Annotated in this window: 18 protein-coding genes; 3 read left to right on the forward strand and 15 right to left on the reverse strand. The window is 72.8% G+C overall.

Features of this window, described 5'->3' with window-relative positions; all coding sequences use genetic code 11:
• Nucleotides 1-13 precede the first annotated feature (13 nt).
• Nucleotides 14-1,252 (forward strand): L-2-hydroxyglutarate oxidase, encoded by a 1,239-nt coding sequence (gene lhgO, locus AB0399_RS24835; RefSeq protein ID WP_366412843.1) that lies wholly within the window; start codon nt 14-16, stop codon nt 1,250-1,252.
• A gap of 108 nt (nt 1,253-1,360) precedes the next feature.
• Here lhgO and AB0399_RS24840 read toward each other — a convergent pair whose 3' ends face one another.
• Nucleotides 1,361-3,079 carry an ABC-F family ATP-binding cassette domain-containing protein gene (locus AB0399_RS24840; RefSeq protein WP_366412844.1) on the reverse strand — a complete coding sequence of 573 codons (1,719 nt, stop codon included), beginning with the start codon at nt 3,077-3,079 and terminating at the stop codon, nt 1,361-1,363.
• Between the two features lie 404 nt (nt 3,080-3,483).
• On the opposite strand from AB0399_RS24840, the gene AB0399_RS24845 reads away from it, so the two are divergent.
• Nucleotides 3,484-4,209: a class I SAM-dependent methyltransferase gene (locus AB0399_RS24845; protein ID WP_366412845.1), complete on the forward strand. Its 726-nt coding sequence runs from the start codon at nt 3,484-3,486 to the stop codon at nt 4,207-4,209.
• Between the two features lie 81 nt (nt 4,210-4,290).
• Here AB0399_RS24845 and AB0399_RS24850 read toward each other — a convergent pair whose 3' ends face one another.
• The 13 genes from AB0399_RS24850 to AB0399_RS24910 form a co-directional block, all read right to left on the reverse strand.
• On the reverse strand, nt 4,291-5,082 hold the full coding sequence (locus AB0399_RS24850) for a phosphatase PAP2 family protein (protein WP_366412846.1): 792 nt from the start codon (nt 5,080-5,082) through the stop codon (nt 4,291-4,293).
• A gap of 140 nt (nt 5,083-5,222) precedes the next feature.
• Nucleotides 5,223-6,476 (reverse strand): cytochrome P450, encoded by a 1,254-nt coding sequence (locus tag AB0399_RS24855; protein WP_366412847.1) that lies wholly within the window; start codon nt 6,474-6,476, stop codon nt 5,223-5,225.
• A complete protein-coding gene (locus AB0399_RS24860; protein WP_366412848.1) occupies nt 6,473-8,398 on the reverse strand; it encodes a non-ribosomal peptide synthetase in 1,926 nt (641 codons plus the stop codon). Before AB0399_RS24860 ends, AB0399_RS24855 begins: the two co-directional genes overlap by 4 nt.
• Before the next feature lie 20 nt (nt 8,399-8,418).
• The gene (locus tag AB0399_RS24865) at nt 8,419-9,486 is read right to left on the reverse strand and encodes an LLM class flavin-dependent oxidoreductase (RefSeq protein ID WP_366412849.1); all 1,068 of its coding nucleotides are present in this window, start codon (nt 9,484-9,486) and stop codon (nt 8,419-8,421) included.
• A gap of 27 nt (nt 9,487-9,513) precedes the next feature.
• Entirely contained in the window at nt 9,514-10,002 is a 489-nt protein-coding gene (locus tag AB0399_RS24870) for a flavin reductase family protein (protein ID WP_328470568.1), read from the reverse strand.
• Nucleotides 10,003-10,138: 136 nt separating this feature from the next.
• The gene (locus AB0399_RS24875; RefSeq protein WP_329363729.1) at nt 10,139-11,710 is read right to left on the reverse strand and encodes a tryptophan halogenase family protein; all 1,572 of its coding nucleotides are present in this window, start codon (nt 11,708-11,710) and stop codon (nt 10,139-10,141) included.
• 33 nt (nt 11,711-11,743) lie between these two features.
• The gene (locus AB0399_RS24880; protein WP_366412850.1) at nt 11,744-12,961 is read right to left on the reverse strand and encodes a cytochrome P450; all 1,218 of its coding nucleotides are present in this window, start codon (nt 12,959-12,961) and stop codon (nt 11,744-11,746) included.
• Nucleotides 12,962-13,055: 94 nt separating this feature from the next.
• Nucleotides 13,056-13,649: a helix-turn-helix domain-containing protein gene (locus AB0399_RS24885; protein ID WP_366412851.1), complete on the reverse strand. Its 594-nt coding sequence runs from the start codon at nt 13,647-13,649 to the stop codon at nt 13,056-13,058.
• A 17-nt stretch (nt 13,650-13,666) separates the two neighbouring features.
• On the reverse strand, nt 13,667-13,867 hold the full coding sequence (locus tag AB0399_RS24890) for an MbtH family protein (RefSeq protein ID WP_366412852.1): 201 nt from the start codon (nt 13,865-13,867) through the stop codon (nt 13,667-13,669).
• Entirely contained in the window at nt 13,864-14,598 is a 735-nt protein-coding gene (locus tag AB0399_RS24895; RefSeq protein ID WP_366412853.1) for a tryptophan 2,3-dioxygenase family protein, read from the reverse strand. The genes AB0399_RS24890 and AB0399_RS24895 overlap by 4 nt, the downstream gene beginning before the upstream one ends.
• Nucleotides 14,591-15,859, reverse strand: coding sequence for a pyridoxal phosphate-dependent aminotransferase (locus AB0399_RS24900; protein ID WP_366412854.1), 1,269 nt, complete (start codon nt 15,857-15,859; stop codon nt 14,591-14,593). Before AB0399_RS24900 ends, AB0399_RS24895 begins: the two co-directional genes overlap by 8 nt.
• A gap of 34 nt (nt 15,860-15,893) precedes the next feature.
• Nucleotides 15,894-16,670: an SDR family oxidoreductase gene (locus tag AB0399_RS24905; RefSeq protein WP_366412855.1), complete on the reverse strand. Its 777-nt coding sequence runs from the start codon at nt 16,668-16,670 to the stop codon at nt 15,894-15,896.
• A complete protein-coding gene (locus AB0399_RS24910) occupies nt 16,663-17,487 on the reverse strand; it encodes an alpha/beta fold hydrolase (protein ID WP_366412856.1) in 825 nt (274 codons plus the stop codon). Before AB0399_RS24910 ends, AB0399_RS24905 begins: the two co-directional genes overlap by 8 nt.
• Nucleotides 17,488-17,625: 138 nt before the next feature.
• Here AB0399_RS24910 and AB0399_RS24915 point away from each other — a divergent pair, with 138 nt between their 5' ends.
• Entirely contained in the window at nt 17,626-18,870 is a 1,245-nt protein-coding gene (locus AB0399_RS24915) for a cation:proton antiporter (RefSeq protein ID WP_366412857.1), read from the forward strand.
• A 66-nt stretch (nt 18,871-18,936) separates the two neighbouring features.
• On the opposite strand, the gene AB0399_RS24920 is transcribed toward AB0399_RS24915, so the two are convergent.
• A complete protein-coding gene (locus AB0399_RS24920) occupies nt 18,937-19,395 on the reverse strand; it encodes a MarR family winged helix-turn-helix transcriptional regulator (RefSeq protein ID WP_328470588.1) in 459 nt (152 codons plus the stop codon).
• Between the last annotated feature and the right edge of the window lie 122 nt (nt 19,396-19,517).

The following is a 19,517-nucleotide window of genomic DNA, read 5'->3' on the forward strand; positions in this document are numbered from 1 at the left end:
AGGTACGGCCGCGATGCCAGCAGACCCAGGGCCCCGGCCGGCCACCGGCGGTCGTACCCCGGCCAAGCCCGTCGGGGTGGTGGGCGCCGGCCTGGTCGGCCTGGCCGTGGCGCGCCGACTGGCCCTGCGCGGCGCCGAGGTGGTCGTCTTCGACAAGGAGGCGGAGGTCGCCGTCCACCAGTCGGGGCACAACTCCGGCGTCGTCCACTCCGGCCTGTACTACCCGCCCGGCTCGCTCAAGGCCACGCTGTGCCGGCGCGGGGTCGGGCTGCTCAAGGACTTCTGCGCGCGGCACGAGCTGCCGTACCGGGAGATCGGCAAGGTCGTCGTCGCGCACTCGCCCGCCGAGGTGGAGCGGCTGGGCGTGCTGGAGGAGCGGGCCCGCGCCAACGGCGTGCCCGGGGTGCGCCGGCTCGACCCGGCCGCGCTGCGCGACATCGAGCCCGAGGTCAGGGGACTGGCCGCGCTGCACTCCCCGACCACCGCCATCGTCGACTTCCGCGCGGTGGCGCGGGCGATGGCCGGCGAAGTGGCCGCGGCCGGTGGGCGGCTGCTGCTCGGCAGCGAGGTCACCGCGATCCGGCCCGGGCCGGGCGACGGGGTCACCGTGGTCTGCGGCCCGCAGGCGTACGCGCTGCGCGGCGCGGTGATCTGCGCGGGACTGCAGTCCGACACGGTGGCGCGACTGGCGGGTGACGCGCCCTCGCCCGCGATCCTGGCGTTCCGCGGCGAGTACTACCGGCTCCGTCCGGAGCGGGCCGGACTGGTGCGCGGGCTGGTCTACCCGGTGCCGGACCCGGCCTACCCGTTCCTCGGCGTGCACCTCACGCCCCGGGTGGACGGGAGCGTCGACATCGGCCCGAACGCCGTGCTCGCGCTGGCCCGCGAGGGCTACCGGCGCCGCGACGTCAACCCGCGCGAGCTGGGCCGGGCGCTGGCCTGGCCCGGCACCCGCCGGCTGGCCCGACGGCACTGGCGGGCCGGGCTGCACGAACTGCACGGCTCGCTGTCGAAGCGCGCCTTCACCGCCGAGGCCGCGCGCTACGTCCCCGCCCTGACCCCCGCGGACCTGGTGGCCGCGCCGGCCGGCGTCCGCGCGCAGGCGCTCGACGAACACGGCGACCTCGTCGACGACTTCAGGATCTCCGCACTCGGCCCGGTCACCGCCGTACGCAACGCCCCCTCTCCCGCGGCCACTTCGTGCCTGGCCATCGCGGAACACGTGGTCGAGCGGCTCACCTTCCCGAGCTGAACTCCCGAACTGACCTTCCCGAGCTGACTTCCCGAACTGACCTTGCCGAGCGGATCAGCCGCACCGGGCGACGGGCGAGGGGCCAGGGGCGTCCGGCCCGTTCCCGGGTCATGCCGGCGGCGCCCCCGTCTCGGTCAACTCGCCGCCGGCCAGCCGCAGCCACCGGTCCACGCCGATCCGCTCCAGGAACCGCTCGTCGTGGCTGACCACCACGAACGCGCCCCGGTACGCCGTCAGGGCGCTCTCCAGCCGCCCGGCGCTGACCAGGTCGAGGTTGTTCGTCGGCTCGTCCAGGAGCAGCAGTTGCGGGGCCGGCTCCGCGCACAGCACGCAGGCGAGGGTGGCGCGCAGCCGCTCGCCGCCGGAGAGCACCCCGGCCGGCAGGTGGGCGCGGGCACCCCGGAAGAGGAAGCGCGCGAGCAGGGTCATCCGGTCCGCCTCCGTGCGGTGCGGCGCGAACGCGGCGAAGTTCTCGGCGACCGTACGGTCCAGGTCCAGCAGGTCCAGCCGCTGCGAGAGGTAGGCGATCCGCCCGTCGGCCCGCCTGATCCGCCCGCTCCGTGCGTCGAGCCGGGCGCCGGAGCCGGAGCCGGGGTCGGTACCGGCGTCGGAATCAGTACCGGCACCGGCTCCTGATGAGCCGTCGGGGCCGGCGGAGCCCTGGATCAGCCGCAGCAGCGTCGTCTTGCCCGCGCCGTTGGGGCCGGTCAGCGCGATGCGCTCGGGGCCCCGGACGGTCAGGTCGATTCCCGCGCCGGCGAACACCTCCCGGCTGCCGAGCCGTACCCGCATCCCCTCGCCGAGGAAGACGGTGCGCCCGGCGGGGACCTCGGTGTCCGGCAGTTCCAGGGTGATGCCCTGCTCGTCGCGCAGCGCGCGCTCGGCGTCGTCGAGCCGGGCCCTGGCGTCGCCGACCCGGGCGGCGTGCGTCTGCCCGGCCCGGCCCGCGGACTCCTGGGCGCCGCGTTTCATGGTGCCGGCGAAGATGCGCGGCAGGCCCGCGCTCTTGAGGGTGCGGGCGGCGTTGCCCGCGCGGCGCTCGGCCCGCTCGCGGGCCTGCTGCAACTCGCGCTTCTCCCGCTTCCACTCCTGCTCCGCGCTGCGGACGTTCTTCTCCGCGACCTCCCGCTCGGCCCGCACGGCCTCCTCGTAGGCGGTGAAGTTGCCCCCGTACAGGCGCAGTTCACCGCTGTCGAGTTCGGCGATGCGCTCCATACGGTCGAGCAGCGCGCGGTCGTGGCTGACCAGCAGCAGGCAGCCGTGCCACTCCTCCAGCACGTCGTACAGCCGGTGGCGGGCGTCGAGGTCGAGGTTGTTCGTGGGCTCGTCGAGCAGCAACACGTCGGGGCGCTTGAGGAGTTGGGCGGCGAGGCCGAGCGAGACGACCTGACCGCCGCTGAGGGTGCCCAGCCGGCGGTCGAGCGCGAGGCCGGGCAGGCCGAGCCGGTCGAGTTGCGCGCGGGTGCGCTCCTCGATGTCCCAGTCGTCGCCGATCACCGTGAAGTGCCGCTCGTCCACGTCGCCGGACTCGACCGCGTCCAGCGCCCGGATCACCGCGGCGACCCCCAGCACCTCGGCCACCGTGAGGTCACCGGTCAGGGGGAGGGTCTGCGGCAGGTGGGCGAGCGTGCCGGTGACGGTCACCGACCCACCGCTGGGCCGCAGTTCGCCGGCGATCAGCCGGAGCAGCGTGCTCTTGCCGGCGCCGTTGGGCGCGACCAGGCCGGTGCGGCCGCCGCCCGCGGTGAAGGAGAGGCCGTCGAAGACCGGTGTGTCGTCGGGCCAGGAGAAGGACAGGTTCGTGCAGACGACGGAAGCGTCGGACATGGGAGGACCTCGGGGTGTCACGAGGGCAGACGGAGACCTCTGCCCTGGGGGCATGGGGAAAAGGGCACGACGGCACAGCCACGGCGGCGGCGCTTCCACGCGCCTGCCGGTGGCCGGTCAGCTCCGGGTCTCACCCGGAGATGTCGTCGTCACCCGCCATGCCTGGTCTCCTCGGTAGTGCCGTTCGGCGATTCACCCGACGATCAACGTCGGCCACCGAGTGTAGTGCCTTCGCGGGCGCCGCGCGTTCCGCCGGATCAAGGGTCCAGGTCCAGGTCCAGGCCCGGGCCCAGGCCCAGTTACAGGGCGACGCGGGAGGAGAGCGACGACGTGTCGGCGCGGCACCGGTCCGCCGCCCGAAATCAGGGTGCTGCCAGGACTCGCTTCCCCCTAGGTTCGGCCCCATGGCTGACGAGAGTTTCGGGCATCCACGGCTCGCCGCGATCTACGACCCGCTCGACCCCGACCGCGGCGACCTCGACGCGTATCTGCGGATCGCGGCGGAGTTCGAGGCGCGCAGCGTGCTGGACATCGGCTGCGGGACCGGGGTCTTCGGCCTGCTGCTGGCCGATCGCGGGATCGAGGTCACCGGGGTCGACCCGGCCCTGGCGTCCGTGGCGGTGGCCCGGGCCAAGCCGGGGGCCGAGCGGGTGCGGTGGCTGCACGGCGACGCCACCGACCTGCCGCCGCTGGCGGTGGACCTCGCGACGATGACGGCGAATGCCGCCCAGGAGATCGTCGACCCGGGGGCGTGGCGGCGGACCCTGCGTGGCGCCTACGAGGCCCTGCGGCCCGGCGGGCACCTGGTGTTCGAGACCCGCGATCCGGCCCGGCGCGGCTGGGAGGAGTGGAACCGCGAGTCCACCTACGGGGTGACCGAGATCCCCGGCGTCGGCGCCGTCGAGACCTGGGTCCGACTGACCGACGTCAGCCTGCCGTTGGTGACGTTCCGCTGGACCTACGTCTTCGCGTCCGACGGGGAGGTCCTGACGTCGGACTCGACCCTGCGCTTCCGCGAGCGGGAGGAGGTCGAGCGGGACCTCGCCGCGGCCGGCTTCGTGACGGAGGAGGTCCGCGACGCCCCCGACCGGCCGGGCCGGGAGTTCGTCTTCCTGGCCCGCCGCCCCTGAATCCGGCGAGCGGCGAGCGGCGCGTCGAACGTCGAGACCGGTCTCGCGGGGACGGACCCGCCCGCCGCGCTCTCCGCTCGCTCAGCGCCGGGCGTGCCGGCCTGGTCCGTGCGAAGGGGGCGACTGCGTGGCGCGGGTGGCCCGTTCCGACGGCGTGGAGTGGTCGGACGGCGTGGCATGCGCGGACGGCGTGGCGTGCGTCGCGTGCGTGGGGTCCGCGGGCCGTACCGGCTCCCCGTCCGACGGGCGGTGGTCGGCGGCGACCAGCAGGGGAATCGGCAGCCGCTCCCGCAGCCGGGTCACCGTAGGGGTCGCCAGGCGGCGCAGCGCCAGGCTGGTGAGGTAGGCGACCGGCAGGGCGAGCAGCGCGGAGCCGATGACGTCGTGGGGGTAGTGGGCGCCGACGTAGACCCGGGTGAAGCCTTCGAGCACCGCGAAGAGCACGGCGATGGCGCTGAGCCGGCGGTCCAGCAGGAAGAGCGCGGCCACGGACGCGGCGGCCACCGTGGTGTGACCGCTGGGGAACGCGTAGTCGCTGGGCACGGGGCAGGTCTCGACGATGAAGGCGTGCGGGAGCGAGCGGCACGGCCGCTGCTCGGCCACGATCTTCTTGACCACCTCCGCGCAGGCGAAGGCCACGCCGACGCTGACCGGCACGGCCAGTGCCAGAGTCATCGCGGCGCCGTCCCGCCGCCGGGCCCGCCACCAGCCCACGACCATGAGGACCGCGAAGACCCCCAGTTGGACGTTGGTCCACCATTCGACGAAGCCGTTGAGCCACCGGGTGTCACGGGCCAGGTCCGTGATCGAGGTGAACAGCGAACCGTCGATGTGCGACCCGTCGAAGGCCAGCAGTGCGGAGCCTGCGGTCATCAGCACCGTCTTTCGGAACTGGCTCGGACCGTGTCCGTTCCTGGCCGGTCGTCACCGTGGAGGCAGAGTGTCTACAGAAATGTAGACGATGAACTCCTGACGGCCAATTCGTGAACGGCGACCGTCATTCGGGTGAACGATCAGCCTACACGCCGGCTCACGGCGGTGGCCGAGGGGCCTGCGTGCCCTCTGGCCAGGTGCACCGGCAGGCTTCGGTAGCCCTGGAGGAAGGTGGAGTAGACCGGGACCGGCGGGCCGGTGAGTTCCACCTCCTCGACCGTGGTGGCGAGCGCGGCGAGCAGGGCGTGCAGGCTCACCCGGCCGAGGAAGGCGCCGAGACAGAAGTGGGGGCCGCGGCCGAAGGCGATGTGCTGGTTGGGGGTACGGGACAGGTTCAGGGTGCGCGGCGAGTCGAAGACGTCCTCGTCGTTGTTGGCGGAGACGTTCCACAGGGTCACGATGTCGCGGGCCCTGATCCGCTGCCCGCCGATGACGGTGTCGACGGCCGCCGTCCTGGCGAAGTGCAGTGCCGGCGTCGCCCAACGCAGCAGCTCCTCCACGGCCGTGTCCAGCGGTATCCGCCCCTCGCGCAGGTCCCGCCACTGCCCGGGATGGAGCGCGAGAGCGTGCACCGCGCTGATCGCGGCCATGCGCGAGGACTCGTCGCCGCCCAGGATCAGGCTGTAGCAGTTGAGCGCGATGTCCTCCAGGGGCAGTCGGGCGCCCTCGACCTCGGCGGTCGCCAGCATGCTGACCACGTCGGAGTCCGGCCGGACCCGGCGCCGGGCCGCGAGGTCCATGAAGTAGAGCACGATCTCGTTGCGGGCGCTGAGCGCGTCGAGTTCGTCGGGCTCCGCGGTGGCCGAGGACAGGGTCCGCTTGTTCCACTCCAGCAGCTGTCCGCGGTCTTCCCAGGGGATCGCGAGGAGGTCGCAGATCGTCTGGATGGGGAGGTGATCGGCGACCTCGGTGGCGAAGTCGAACGTGCCCGGCCCGGCCACTTCGGCCACCAGCGCCGCCGTACGGCTCCGTACCCGCTCCGCGACGTCCGAGAGCATGCGGGGTGAGAAGGCCCGCAGCATCAGGTTGCGCAGGTCCCGGTGGCGCGGCCGGTCGGTGACCGCCAGCATCCGGCCCCCGGCGGAGTCGTCGCCGCGCAGCAGGACGTCGAGGACCGTGCCGCGCGCCGAACTGAGCGTCTTCGGGCTGTTGTAGCACCCCTGTACGTCGGCGTGGGAGGCCACCACCCAGAACCCCGGGCGCCCGTCCGCCCCCTCGTGCCAGTACACGGGGCTGGTACGGCGCACCTCGCGCCAGAACGAGTGATGCGCGTCACCGGCGAACGTCGCCGGATCGGTGAGGTCGAAGGCCCGTGCCGTGGAGCCCGTGCTCATCGCGACCGCTCCTCGGACCGGCCGGGCGCGTTCACCGCGGACGCCGCCACCGGTGCCGGCGCGCTCCGCACCGCCTGTGCCAGCTCGGTGAGCGTCTGTGCCTGCAGCACCGATCGCATGGTGACGCCGAGTCCGAGCTCGCCACGGATGCGGATCGCCAGTTTGGCCGCGACCAGGGAGTTGCCGCCCAGCTCGAACAGGTTGTCACCGGGGCGCACCGCGGGCAGCGACAGCAGCTCGGCGACGAGCCGGCACAGGGCCTGCTCGGTGGACTCGTCCCCGGCGGACCCGTCCTCGCAGGACCTGTCCCCAGCCAACCCGTCCTCGCGGGACTCGTCCTCGGCTGACCCGTCCTCGGCGGACCCGCCCTCCCCCGCGGTCGCGGTGGGCGGGTGGAGAACCGTCGCCCGGGGCCGGTCGTGCAGGGCCCGCCGGTCGATCTTGCCGTTCACGGTCAGGGGAACGGTGTCGAGGACCACCACGCTCGCCGGCACCATGGCGGCGGGCAGCGCCTGGGCGACGTGCCGGCGCAGGGCGGCCGGGTCCGGCGCGCAGCCGGGCCGCGGCTGGACGTATGCCACGAGCACGGCGTCCGCCAGGACACCGTCGACCACGGCCGCCGCCACCTCGACCTCCGGATGGTCGGCGAGCCGGGCCTCCACCTCCCCGAGTTCGATACGGACACCCCGCAGCTTGACCTGCCCGTCGGCCCGCCCGGCGAACAGCAACTCGCCGTCCGCGCGCAGTCCGCCGCGGTCGCCGGAACGGTACATCCGGCTCCCGGGCGGTCCGAACGGGTCGGGGAGGAACCGGGTGGCCGTCAGCCCGGGACGGTTGAGGTAGCCGCGCGCCAGGCCGGCCCCGGCGAGGTACAGCTCGCCCTCCTCGCCCTCCGGGACCGGCCGCAGCCGCTCGTCCAGCACGTACACCCGGCCGCCGGTCCAGGGGACGCCGATGGTGACGTCGTCCGTGGCCGCCAGCGGCCCCGAGATGGTGGCCCCGACGGTGACCTCGGTCGGACCGTATCCGTTGAACATCCGCCGGCCGGGCGCCCAGGCGCGTACGAGGGCCGGGGTGCAGGAGTCGCCGGTCGACATGATGGTTCCGCCCTTGAGGACGCTCGCGCTGTCGGTGAGGCTCAGCACGGCGGGCGGCAGCACGGCATGGGTGATGTCGTGGCGAATCATCAGGTCGGTCAACTGGCGGCCGGGCAGGACCGCGTCGGCGTCCGCGAGCACGAGCGTGGCGCCCGAGGTGAGGGCGAGCGAGAGGTCCCAGAAGGCGGCGTCGAAACTCACCGACGCCCATTGCAGCACCCGTTCCCCGGGCCGGGCGCCGAACCGGGCCCGCTGGGTGGCGACCAGGTCGGGAACGCCCTGGTGGGTCACCGCCACGCCCTTGGGAGTGCCGGTGGACCCGGAGGTGAAGATCACGTACAGCAGGTGGTCGGACGTCAGCGGCGACAGCCGCTCCTCCTGCCGGATGTCACCGGCGGGCTCCCGCCCGCACGCCGCCCGGGTGTCGGGATCGTCCAGCACGAGTTCGGGCACGCCGGGTGCCGTGACCGCGGTCCGTCCGGCGCGCACCAGCAGGACGGGCGCGGCGTCGGCGGTCATGCCGGCGAGGCGCTGCGCGGGGTGGGCCGGGTCCAGGGGGAGGTAGCCGCCGCCCGCCTTGAGCACGGCGAGCAGCGTGGTCACGAGGTCCACGGACCGGGGCACCGCCACGGCGACCAGGGCGTCCGGGCCGACGCCCAGCGCGATCAGCCGTCGGGCCAGCCGGTTGGCGCGGTCGTTCAGTTCGCCGTAGGTGACAGTGGTGTCTCCGTGCACCACCGCGACCGCGTCCGGGGCACGCCCCACCGCCGCCTCGAAGAGTTCCGGGAACAGGAGAACCGGGTGGTTCGCCGTGTCGGGTTCCATAGCGTTTCCTCTCCGTGCCCTCAGCTTTCCGCCAGGCGCGGGCGCACCTGGTCGGCGAACAGGGTCAGGGTGCGTTCCATGGACTTCAGCGACTGCTGGCCGAAGTCGATCTGCCACAGCAACACCTCCGGCCCGAGCGCCTCCTGGATGGCCCGAATCCTCTCCACGGCCCGGTCCGGGCTGCCGAAGACAGCCGTCGACTCCAGTTCGGCGTCGCCCACCGCGTTGCCGAACTTCTTCGTCACGGCGGCCTGGTAGCCCTCGTACGCGGGTGAGGTGCGGTTCTGCCAGGACGCCGCCGCCTCGCTGAACCTGGACCAGTGCCGGCGAAGCAGGGTCCTGCCCTCTTCCCGGGCGTCCTCGTCGGACTCGGCGAGCAGCAGCGGGACGCTCACCGCGACCTTCGGGCGGCGTCCGTCTCCCGCGCCGGCCGCGAAGCGCTGCCGGTAGACGTCCATGAGTTCACGGGTCACGGCCAGGTCGTCGGTGCGCGGCGGCGAGGAGATGAGCAGGTTGAGGCCCATGTCGCCGATCCACTCGAAGCTGGAGCGGGTGACCAGCGCCGCGGCCCACACCGGCGGGTGCGGTCGCTGGGCGGGCGGCGGGTAGGAGGTGGCGTCCCGGTACGAGAAGTACGGGGTGTCCTCGCTGACCGACGGCTCGGTCCACAGCCGCAGGACCGCCCGGACCGTGTGCCGGAAGCGTTCCTGGCTGCTGTCCAGGTCCACGCCGAACGCCTCGAACTCGTACGGCAGGAAGGCGCGGGCGAAGCCGACGTCGAGCCGGCCGCCGCTGATGGCGTCCGCCTGGGCGGTCTGCGCGGCCAGTTGGACCGGGTGGTGGAAGGACGCCTGGATGCCTCCGGTCATCAGCCGGACCCGCCGGGTGACCGTGGAGACGGCGGTGAGGAAGGCGAGCGGGCTGGGGCAGTAGCCGCCGTACGGGCGGAGGTAGTGCTCCGTCATCTTCACGTACTCGTAGCCGAGGCGGTCGGCCTGCCGGCAGATCTCCAGCAGGTTCGCGTAGTACTCCTGGCCCGAGCGCTCCTGCGGGCCGGTGTCGGGCAGCAGTGAGAGGCCGAACTCCATTGCCTGTCCTCCTGGTTCGGATAGGTGTCAGTGGCGGGCGGGGTTGACCGGGCAGGGCTCCGGGTCGAGGGACCAGAAGCGGCGCAGCCCGTAGAGGAGCGGTCCGGGCTGCCGGGCGGGCGGCGGGCTCACCTCGAACACTTCGCCGAACACCACGGTGTGGTCGCCCACGGTGACGGTGCGCGCGACGCGGCAGTCGGCGATGGCATGCGCGTCGTCCACCAGGTGCGGCCCCGCGAAGCCGGGTCGGTGCGTCCACCGCACCCGGTCGAAGCGGTCGGCGGCGCCGGAAGCGAACACCTGTGCCGCCGAACGGGCCCCGTCGTGCAGGAGGTTGACCGCGAAGGACGAGGTGTCCAGCAGGGCCCCGAGCGTGGGGCTGGCCTGCCGCACGCAGACCAGCAAGGTGGCGGGCTCGACGGCGACGCTGGACAGCGACGAGCAGGTCAGGCCACGCGGCGGCTCGCCGGGACGCATCGCCGTCACCACCGCCACGCCGGAGGGGAACGTCGCCATCAGGGAACGGAACCGGTCCGGCCCGACGGCCGGCGGGCGCGTGTCGGCCGTCGTCGCGGCGGAGGCGGGCGAGGCGGGTGAGGGGGTGGGCGAGAGGGGCGAGGCGGGCGAGAGGGGCGAGCGGCGTCCCACGGACTCAGCCTCCGGTCCCGGCCGACCGGGCCGCCAGGTGCGAGAAGTACTCGTACTGGCTGGGCAGTCGGCCGACGAGGGTGCGCACCTGGTCGCGTACGAGCCGCAACTCCTTCTGGGCGGCGGTGTCGTCCAGTACGTCCAGGACGGGCAGCGGCCGGGTGGGCAGACCGCCGAGACCGAGGAGCATCGCCACGTACGAATAGGGCTCGAAGCCGTGGAAGTGCGGGTACACGGACTCCTGGTCGGGCAGCCGGTGCCGCCACAGCTCCACGCGTTCGGCGAGCCCGTCGGGCATCGGACGGTGTTTGGTGTCCCGCCAGTAGTCGTTGTCCTGCCGCGCCGCCGCGTAGTAGTGCAGGAACAGGAACTCGCGTACGCCGTCCATGACATGGGCGACCTGCCGGTTGTAGGCGGCGCGCAGCCCCTCGTCGTCGGCGCCGGACGGGAAGTGCCGTACGAGTTGTTCCGCGGCGTTCTGGATGAAGAAGATCCCGGTGGACTCCAAGGGCTCCACGAAGCCGCTCGACAGCCCGATGGCGACGCAGTTCTCGTGCCACGAGCGCTCACTGCGGCCGATACGCATCCGGATGTGGTTGGCCTCCAGGGCGTCCGCGTCGGGGCCGACGAAGGAGCGCAGGGTCCGCTCCGCCTCCTCGGGGCTGCAGTAGTCGCTCGCGTACACGTAGCCGGTGCCGAGCCGGCCGAAGAGCGGGATGGTCCAGATCCAGCCCGCGTCCTGCGCGGTGGCCGTGGTGCACGGCCTGATACCGCGGGCCTTCATGTCGACGGGGACGCGCAGGGCCACCGCGCTGTCGTTGGGCAGGCTGTCCTGGTACGAACGGAAGGGCACGCCGAGCGCCTTGTTGATCAGCAGGCCCCGGAAGCCGGTGCAGTCCACGAACAGGTCCCCGGCCAGCGGGCCGTGCTCCTTCGTCAGGACGTGCCGGATACGACCGCGCTCGTCCAGGGCGACATCGGTCACGTCGTCGCGCACGTGCCGCACCCCGCGGTCCACCCCGTAGCGGGCCAGGAACCCCGCGAGGAGCGTGGCGTCGAAGTGGTAGGCGTAGGGGAACTGGGTGGTGTGGCCCTCGGGCGTGGCACGGAACATGCTGTCCTCGCGGTCCTCCACGAAGTCCTGTTCCATCAGCGCGTCGTCGAGGTAGCGGGGTGAGCTCTGCGCGTCGCACAGCGCCGCCAGCACCGAGGTGTCCTGGTCGAAGCGGCCGCCGCCGCTCCGGTGCAGCCACCAGTCGGCGAGCGAGTACCCTTCCACGATCCGGGGCCGTTCGAACGGGTGGTAGAAGTGGTGCCCTCGGGCCCGCCAGTTCTCGAAGCGGATCGCGAGTTTGTACGTGGCATGGCACTCGGGCATCCACTCGTGCTCCGCGAGCCCGAGGCTTTCGAAGAAGCGCCGGACCGTACTGAAGGTCGCCTCGCCGACACCGATGGTCGACACGTTCGCCGACTCCACCAGCGTCACCGCGACGCGGTCCTCGAACTGCGCCTTCAGGTAGGTGGCAGTCATCCAGCCGGCGGTGCCTCCGCCGACGATCACCACGCTTTGCGTCATGTTCCCTCGTCTCGGGTCGGTGTTGGGGGCCGGTCACCAGGTGACCGGGATCTCCGGCGAGGCCAGGACGACGGACGCGTCCACGACCTCGATGTCGCCGGCCGGGACGGCGAGCCCGAGCCCGGGAAACCGCCGTAGCAACGCCGGGTAGGCGACTTGCAGTTCGAGGCGGGCGAGGCTGGCACCGATGCACTGGTGGATGCCGAAGCCGAGCGCCAGATGGTGGTTGGGGGTACGGGCGAGGTCGATGGTCTGCGGGTCGGGGAACTGGTCGGGATCGCGGTTGGCCAACTCGGCCGCCCCGATGACCCCCTCGCCCGCGCGGATGCGGACACCGCCCAGTTCCATGTCCACCTTCGCCACCCGGCGCCGGCCCGTGTGGGTCACCGTCAGCACCCGCAGCAACTCCTCGACCGCGGTGGCCACCTGGGACTCGTCGCCGTCGCGCAGGAGCGCGGCCCGCGCCGGGTCGGCCAGCAGGACCATCGTGCCGAGGCCGATCATGTGGGCCGTCGTGGCGTGGCCGGCGACCAGCAGCAGCGCGGCCGTCCACGCCGCCTCCTGCCGGGACAGCTCGCCCGTCCGTACCCGGTCCCGGGCCAGCCTGCCCAGCAGGTCGTCCGTCGGCTCGTGTTCGCGGGCGCGGATCAGCTCCACGAAGTACGCCTCGACCTCGTTGCTGCTGCGGGTGACCGTGTCGGCGTCCGAGTGGATGTCCAGCCGGATGCGCAGGTGCTTGTCGATGAACTCGTGGTCCTGGTAGGGCACACCGAGGATGCGGCAGATCATCATGGACGGCAGCGGGATCGCGAGGGCCTCCATCAGATCGACGGGGCCGGTGCGGGCGGCCATCTCGTCGAGCAGGTGCGCGACCGTCTCCTCGACGACCGGACGCAGGGCGGCGATCCGCCGTACCCCGAACTCGGCGATCAGCATGCGCCGGTGCCGGGCGTGCTCCGGGTCGTCCATGCCCACGAAGGTGGGCGCGATACGGTCGCGCAGCACCTGGCCGAGCGAGCTGGCCGGGAAGCCGGGCAGGTCCCGGTGGACGCTGAACCGGGTGTCGGAGAGCACGGTGCGGACGTCCTGGTAGCGGGTGACCAACCAGGGACTCCTGCCGCTCCACAGGGACACCGGGAACACGGGTTCCTCGCGGCTGCGGCGCAGGAGTTCCTCCGGAGGGGCGAAGGGACAGCCCGCGGGGCGGGGCATGGGATAGCGCGGTGGCGTCCCGGCAGGATCGGTGGACATGGGGTCTCCTGTTCGGCGTGCGGCGGGTGGGAGGCCGGCGGGGGCCGGGGCTGGGGGCCGCGGCGGGGCAGCGGGCACTCGGCGCCGGAGCGCGTCATGCCGAGGTGGGCGGGGTGGGGCGGCGGGGATAGCGCTCGCGCAGGGCCGGGCCGGCCGCCGGGCCGGCCGCGAACATGAACTCGGCGGTGTCCAGCGGCCGGCCGGTGCTCCGGTCGACCACGACGGGGTCCGCCTCCACGCCGGTGCGGGCGTCCACCAGGATCAGGCCGCGCCGCTCGGGCGGCAGCCGGTGGTTGCCCCAGGCCGTCATGACGAGGACCAGGGGGCGCAGCGAGCGTCCGAGTTCGGTGGGGCGGTAGGCGGTTCGGCCGGCGGCGCCTGCGTCCGGATCGGGCTCGGGCTCGAAATCGGGCTCGGGATCGATGCCGGTGTCGGCGTCGGCGTCATGGCCTGAGGCGCCGTCTCCGCCGCCGTTCGTCCCGTCGGCCGGCGCCGTCGTCAGCAGCCCGGCGGTGACCAGTGCGGACAGCCGGTCGGCCAGCAGGCCGGCGGGCGTCCCCAGGTTGCGCCGGATCTCCTCGAACCGGGTGAAGCCGTCGTACGTCTCGTGGAGGATCTCCAACGTCCACCACGGTCCGATCTGTTCGGCGGTCCTGGCCAGCGGGCAGTCGGGGATACGTGTGGGCACGGCCGCGGCCTCCGCCCTCATCCGCACAGCCGGACGGGACGCAGATCCGTCCAGTGCGTCTCGATGTAGTCCAGGCACCGGGCGCGGGCGTCCGGGCCGGACACGCAGCGCCAGCCCGCGGGAACCTCGGCGAACTCCGGCCACAGCGCGTGCTGTCCGTCCTCGTTGGCCACGACGCGGAAGCGCGCCTGCTCGTCGTCGAACGGGTTGCCGCTCATGCCGTCGTCCGGTCCGCGAGCCCGGTGGGTGCGGTTCCTGCGGTGTGGAGCTGTCCGCGCAGCCGCCGCAGTTCGGTGAAGGGCAGGGTGACACGTGCCATCAGGTAGTCGGCACCGCTGGTGCCGCCGGTTCCCGGCCCCACGCCGATCATCTTCGACATGAGCGTCAGATGGCCGAGCTTCCAGTGCCAGTAGCGGTTGCCGATGTCCAGCAGCGCTTCGATGATCCGGTGGTACGCCCCGGCCTCCGGGCCGCGACGGCACACTTCCCCGACCGAGGTGCCGCTGAGCGCCACGGCCGCGGTGAGGGCCTCGTAGAGCCGTCCCGACCGCCGGTCGTCGCCGAGGAACTCGTCGAGGTGGCGGAACTGCTCCGACTCCGCCCCGCTCGCGCTGCCCACGTAGGGGCGGAACTCCGCGAAGTGACGGATCGGCAGCTTCTCCAGCGCCGCGACCTGTTCCACCAGGATGCGCAGCAGCTCCGCGGCGCGTTCGAGGAACTCCACGCTCGACTCGGCGTCGGCGAGGCCGTGTTCGGGCTGCAGGTAGTCCGACGCGGCCTCGACGTCGGCGATGATCTGCTTCAGCCACAGCTCGCAGGACTGGTGGGCGACGACGAAGAACTGCTCGGAGAGGATCACCGCCCGCCTGCCGCTGTCGGTGGTGCGGGGCACCTGCAAGGACAGCAGGGTGTCGAGGTTCAGGTAGTCGGCGTACGTCAGTTCAGCCATGTGCCCGCTCCACTTCGCAGGTTCGGGCGAAGTGGATGATCTTCTCCACTCCGAGGGGCAGCAGGTCGGGGTCGCCGCAGAAGGCGATGCGCACCAGGGACCGGGCCCACCGGGGGACGTCGAGCGACAGCACCTGGCCCGCCGCGGACAGCCTCGGCCGCAGCGCGAACCCGGCCGCCGGCACCACCGCCACGGAGTGGGTCTCCAGCAGCCGGTCGGCGAAGGTCCGCGCGTCCAGCCCGGTCGAGGAGACGTCCAGGACGGCGTACCAGCCGCCGGCCGGCAGTTCCGCGAGCAGGCCGGCCGCACACAGCGGCGGCAGCAGCACGTTGCGGTTGTGCGCGACCAGCTTGGCGTTGGCGGCGACGGAGTCCCGGGCACCGAGAGCGGCGAGGCCCGCGTACTGGATCGGCGTCGAGGGCGAGATGATGCCCGCCTCCTGGACGACGCTCATGGCGTGCGCTGTCCGGTCGTTCGCGCAGGCCACGTAGCCCAGGCGGTATCCGGTCATGGCCGCGCTCTTGGAGAAGCTGTAGACGCTGTGCACGATCCGCTGGTGCTGGGGCAGGTCGCGTTCCAGCGACGCCATCGAGAAGTGCTCGCCCTCGTACACGTAGTGCTCGTACGCCTCGTCGCTGACGACCTGCCAGCCCCGCTCGCGGGCCCCCTCCAGCAGGACCCGCTGGGCTCGCGCGTCGAGCACGACGCCGGTCGGGTTGGCCGGCGAGTTGATCAGCAGCAGCCGGGTGCGGGGGCCGGCCGCCGCCAGGATCGCCTCCGGGTCGGGGCGGAAACCCGGGCCGAGCGGGTAGAACACCGGCCGGAGCCCGGCGAGGAGGCTCTGCTGCAGGTGCACCGGCCAGTGCAGTTCCGGCAGCAGGATCTCCGCACCGGGCTCGGCCAGCGCCCGCAGCAGCGCGGTCAGGCCCTGCGCGGAGCCCGGCGTGACGAAGATCCGGGAGACCGGCGCGTCCAGTCCGTTCTCGGCGGCCAGCTTGCCCGCCAGGGCCTCGCGCAGGGCGAGAATGCCCTCCACGCCGGTGTACTTGGTGTCACCGCGCCGCAGCGCGTCGTGCAGCGCGTCGGCCGCTTCCTGCGGCGGGTCGAAGTAGGGGTCGCCGACGTGGAGTTTCAGTACGGGTGTCGCCGTCTGCCGCTCCTTCGCCTCCGCCGCACGGAAGATCTCGTGCAGGGCGGACGACGGTACGGTGGCGGCCGGTGGGGTCTGGTCGGTCACATCGGCTGCGCTGCTGGGATTCATGCCACCTCCGGGTGCTGTCGCTGTTCTTCGCCGGTCATGCGGTCCGGCCGCCGTCCACGGGGATCAGCGCGCCGGTCATCCAGCCGGCCATCTCGGGGTCCACCAGGGCGCACACCCACCGGCCGATCTCCTCGCCGCGGCCGAAACGCCGCAGCGGGGTCGCCTCGGTGAGTTTCCGCGCCAGTTCGTTCCTTTCGGAATCCGACAGTCCGGTCTCGTGCCACATCGGTGTGTCGACCGGGCCGGGCAGAATGGCGTTGACCCTTATCTCCGGGGCGAGTTCTCTGGCCAGGGAACGGGTCAGGCTGTTGAGTGCCGCTTTGCTCGCGCCGTAGCAGGAGCGCTCCGGCATCGACAGGACGCCGCCCACGGAGGATATGTTCACCACCGTGCCGGAATTCCTGCGCAATTGGGGAATCGCGCACCTGATCAGCTCGGCGGGTGCCCACACATTGACCCGGAGCATGGCCATGAAATCCTCGTCCGCCGCGTCCTGAAGGGCTCCGAAGCGGGCCAGCCCCGCGTTGTTCACCACCGCGTCCAGCCGTCCGAAGCGCGCGACGGCCGCGGCCACGATCCGTTCCGCGGCCCCCTTCTCGGCCACGTCGGCGGTCACCGGATGGACCGCCTCGCCGCTCCGCGCGGCCAGTTTGGCCAGCGGTGCCGCGCGCCGTCCGACGGCGGTCACCCCGGCCCCCGCGGACGTCAGGCACTCGGCGACCGACCGGCCGATGCCGCTGCCGGCTCCGGTCACCAGCACGGACATTCCCTCCAGCGGCCGGTGCGCGAGGCGCGCCTTGGGTTCAGACACGATGCCGCTCCCGCCGGTCGGCGCCCACGACATCCTCGACCAGGCCCCGCGGGTCGACCCGCGGGTGGAAGTGGCCGCCGGGACGGGCGCGCAGGGTGAACTCCCCGGTCGTGCAGGCCGACCACGACCGGACCTGCGCCTCGCCGGCCAGGGGGTCGTCGGGGCTGTAGTAGCAGCGGACGGGACACGGAAGCGGCGCGGTGCCGGCCCGCGGCGCGTACGTCTCGTTCGCCGTCACGTCCGCCCGCAGCGCGGGCAGCACGAGGTCGCGGAACTCCTCGTCGTCCGCGAACTCCGGATCGATGGTGCCGAACGCCTTCACCGCGGACCACAGTTCGGCGTCCGTCAGCCGGTGCGTGGTCCCGCCGCCCGCGTCCTCGGGCCCGGGCGAACCGGAGACGCACAGCCGCGTGGGCGGCGATCCGGCGTCCCGCAGGGCCACCGCCGTCTCGTAGGCGACGAGTGCGCCGAGGCTGTGCCCGTACAGGATCAGGGGCGAGGCGGGCAGTCCGAGCAGCTCGGTCGCCACCAGCGAAGCGGTCTCACGGATGCCGACGACGGGCTCGGCGAACCGGTCGGCCCGCCCCGGGTACCGCACGGCCATGAGCTCGGTCCCCGGCGGCGTCAGAGCGGCCCATTCGCGAAAGCCGCCGGCGAATCCGCCCGAATGAGGAAAGCAGACCAACCGGAATTTCGAATTCCGGATGCTGTTGAATTTATGCAGGAACTCCTTAGGCACCGTCGACCCCCCGTGGTCAATAAGTTGCCTTCTCGCTGTAGAGCACCCTGGCAGGCAGGGCAAGGTCCTTCGCGGCATCTTTCATCGATCTTTCGGAACTGGATAGAGATGAAAGAACCGTGCAAGAAATCTTGTTCCGGAGAACCCCGGCGATGGTGTGGTGGGACGCGACGTTCTGTGATCCCGAACATGTACAGCGCGCCGAAAGGGGCAGCCATGGACACGCTCGTGCACGCCGGAGCAGCGCTCGCTGTCGTCCTCCTGCTCGCCTTCCTCGGCAGACACACGGCCAGACTCCTGCGGCAGCCCGAGGTGATCGGAGAGATCACGCTCGGGCTGGCCGCCGCACCGGTGGCCATCGCGATCGGCGGGCACGGCCTGCTGGACTCCGCCCTGCCGACCGGCGTGGTGGCGGACCTCCGTCAGGTCGGGCACATCGGCCTGGTGCTGTTCCTGGCGGGCGTCGGGCACGAGTTGCGGCGCGGCGCCCGGGCGGGCCGTGGCCGGGCCGTGGCCGTGATCGCGGCCGGCGCGACCCTGATCCCGCTGCTGGCCGGATCGGTGGTGGCCTTCTGGGTCCTCGCCCACGGCGGGCCGGCGCTGCGCGGCACCGCTCCCGCCCCCGCGCTCGCCCTGCTGCTCGCCGTCTCCCTGACGGTCACCGCGCTTCCGGTTCTCGCCCGCATCCTGGCCGAGCGCGGCCTGACCGACACCTCGGCGGGGCGGCTGGCCCTGGGCGCCGCTCTCGTCGTCGACGTGGTGACCTGGGTCCTTCTGGCGCTGGCGCTCGGCATGGCGGCCGGCGGCTCCGGCCGCTTCCCGCGACTGCTCGCCGTGGCGGCCGGCGGCGTGGCGGGGCTGTTCCTGCTCCGGTTCCTGGTCGGCCTGCGACCGGTCGCGGTGCTGCGGGACCGGTGGCCGTGGGCGTGCGCGGTCCTGGTCGCATGCGCCGCGCTGGGCTGCTCGTACTCGCTCCAACGGGCGGGCCTGACCGAGTTCTTCGGCGCGGTGCTGCTCGGGCTCGCGCTGCCGGCCGAGGGCTGGGAGCGGATCGTGGCCCTCGTGTCGGCGGCCGGGCGCGCGCTGGCGCCGGTGTTCTTCGTCGTCACCGGCCTGACGGTCTTCGCCCGGCAGGTCGAGGAGGTGCCGTGGTTCGCGGTCCTGCTGGTGACGGGCCTGGGCATCGGCGGCAAGGTGCTCGGCGGATACGCGGGGGCCCGGCTGGCCAAGGAGCCGCCGCTGGAGTCCCTGCGTATCGGAGTGCTGCTCAACACCCGCGGGCTCACCGAACTCGTCGTGCTCCAGGCCGGTTTCAACGCCGGGCTGCTGACGCCCGCGATGTTCCTCGGCTACGTCGTCATGGCCCTGGTGACGACCGCCGCCACCGGTCCCGCCTGCGCCGCGATCGACCGGGCGTCGAGCCGCGCCCCCCTGGTGACGCCGCTGCCGGAGGCCGGCTGACGGAGCGTCATCGTTCGGCGGCGGCCGCCCCCGTGCGGGGCGGCGCGGGCGTCCTTCCCGCGGTCCTCATTCGTGGGGGACGTCCAGCGCTCGGAGCACCAGCCGGTGGAGCGTCTCCCGTTCGTCGGCGTCCAGCCGCGCCAGAGCCGCGTCGGTCGCCTCGTCGACGAGGTGGGCGCCGCGTTCGAGCGTCCGCACCCCGCCCGGTGTGATGGACAGCGCGTAGCGCCGCCGGTCGGTGGGGTCGGGCCTGCGCTGGACGGTGCCCTCGCCCTCCATCACGTCGAGCAGCCTGACCAGGTCGCTGCGATCCATCTGCAGCAGGTCGGCCAGCTCGCGCTGCGACATGTCGCTGTACTCCGTCAGGCACAGCAGCACGAAGTGGGCCTGTGCGGACAGCCCGTCCTGTGCGAAGGCGCTCTTCATCCCGCCCCGCATCTTCCGGCCCAGGTGGGACAGGGCGAATCCCGGCAGCTGCATCAGTACCGGCGGCCGTGGCCGGGTCGACCGAGAGTTCGACGTCATCACCGCACCCTAGACCATCCATGGGAAAACCCATGGAACAGTCAGTGCTTTGGTGGGAATATCAATAGTAGGATTCCCCACGTATCTTGTGCCACTGTCCCCACGCCCGGCGAGCGGAGCCG

This window comes from Streptomyces sp. NPDC088194 (assembly GCF_040702025.1).
Lineage (GTDB): Bacteria > Actinomycetota > Actinomycetes > Streptomycetales > Streptomycetaceae > Actinacidiphila.